Origin of the sequence: Streptomyces sp. NPDC001868 (genome assembly GCF_040297125.1) — a bacterium.
Lineage (GTDB): Bacteria > Actinomycetota > Actinomycetes > Streptomycetales > Streptomycetaceae > Streptomyces.
This window is the reverse complement of the sequence record NZ_JBEOYO010000143.1, coordinates 1-1,297: the sequence shown is the minus strand read 5'-3', so window position 1 is coordinate 1,297 and position 1,297 is coordinate 1. Positions and strand designations below refer to the sequence as shown.

General features: G+C 65.8%; 2 protein-coding genes. Both read right to left on the bottom strand.

Annotated elements, in window-relative coordinates; translation table 11 throughout:
• Nucleotides 1-34: 34 nt before the first annotated feature.
• On the bottom strand, nt 35-928 hold the full coding sequence (locus ABT147_RS47185; RefSeq protein WP_351418737.1) for an IS3 family transposase: 894 nt from the start codon (nt 926-928) through the stop codon (nt 35-37).
• On the bottom strand, nt 925-1,230 hold the full coding sequence (locus tag ABT147_RS47180) for a transposase (RefSeq protein ID WP_075033595.1): 306 nt from the start codon (nt 1,228-1,230) through the stop codon (nt 925-927). The genes ABT147_RS47185 and ABT147_RS47180 overlap by 4 nt, the downstream gene beginning before the upstream one ends.
• Between the last annotated feature and the right edge of the window lie 67 nt (nt 1,231-1,297).

The following is a 1,297-nucleotide window of genomic DNA, read 5'->3' as shown; positions in this document are numbered from 1 at the left end:
GTGAAGTTTCCCCGTGATGCTGGACACTCGATGCTTACGCTGTGAGGGCGTGTCCTTGTTCGTGTCGCTGCCTGATCTCCAGCGGGGTGAGGTAGCCCCAGCCCGGATGTTTCCGCAGTCGCCGCCGGTTGTAAAAAATCTCGATGAAGGCGAAGATCTCCGCTCGGGCACTCGGCCGGTCCGGCCAGCAGCGGGTGCCGATCTCTTCCTTCAAAAGCGCGAAGAATGACTCGGCGGCGGCGTTGTCGAAACACGACCCCGTGCGGCCCATGCTCTGCCACAGTCCCAACCGGCTTATCTCACGCCGGAGTTCGTCCGAGGTGTATTCACTGCCGCGGTCCGAATGCACGATGCATCCAGCCTGAAGCCGGCCACGTCCGGCAGCCATGCCCAGCGCGTCCACGACCAAGGATGCGCGGTGGTGGTCAGCCATCGAGTAGCCGACGACCTCGCGGGTTGCAAGGTCCAGCCAGGTCGCCAGATACAACCAGCCCTCATCGGTGGGGATGTAGGTGATGTCGCCGACGAGCTTCATCCCCGGCGCCGGTGCGGTGAAGTCGCGGGCGATCAGGTCCGGGGCGGGCACCGCCCTTTTGGCCGGGCGGGTCAGGCCCTTTCGCCTGCGCCGAGTGACGCCGCTGATGCCGCGTTCACGCATGACGCGCTCGATCCGTTTGCGGTTCACGCGGTGTCCGAGCCGGCGCAGCCCGGCGTGGATGCGCGGCACTCCGTAGGCGCCGCGGGAGGCCAGGTGCAGCACGGTGATCTCGTGGGCCAGGACATCGTCCGCGGCCTGCTTTGCCCGCCTGGTCCTCTCACCGGCCAGCCATGCGTAGAAGGAAGAGCGGGCCACCTTCAGCAGCCGGCACAGCGGAGCAACATGGTGGGTGGTCTTCTCCGCCTCGATGAACGCGTACACCTCGCTCATCGATCGCTCTCCTTCGCGAAGAAGACCGCCGCTTTTCGCAGCACCTCGATCGTCTCCGCCTGCTCGGCGGCCAGCCTCCGCAGCCGACGCAGCTCTTCACGCTCGGCCGTCGTCAGCTCTCCCGGCGCCCCCTGCCCGCGGTCGATCTCATCCTGCTTGACCCAGTTCCGCAGGCCCTCGGCGCTGACCCCTAGCTGCCGGGCCACCTCGGTGACGGTCTTCCCGGAAGAACGCACGAGAGCGACTGCGTCCCGTTTGAACTCCTCCGTGTACCGCCTGCTGCGGTTGCTCTTACTTCCCACCTGGCACTACTTCCTCTGGAACCTCAGGTCCCAGTCTCCAGGTGTCCAACATCAAGGGGAAGGTTCA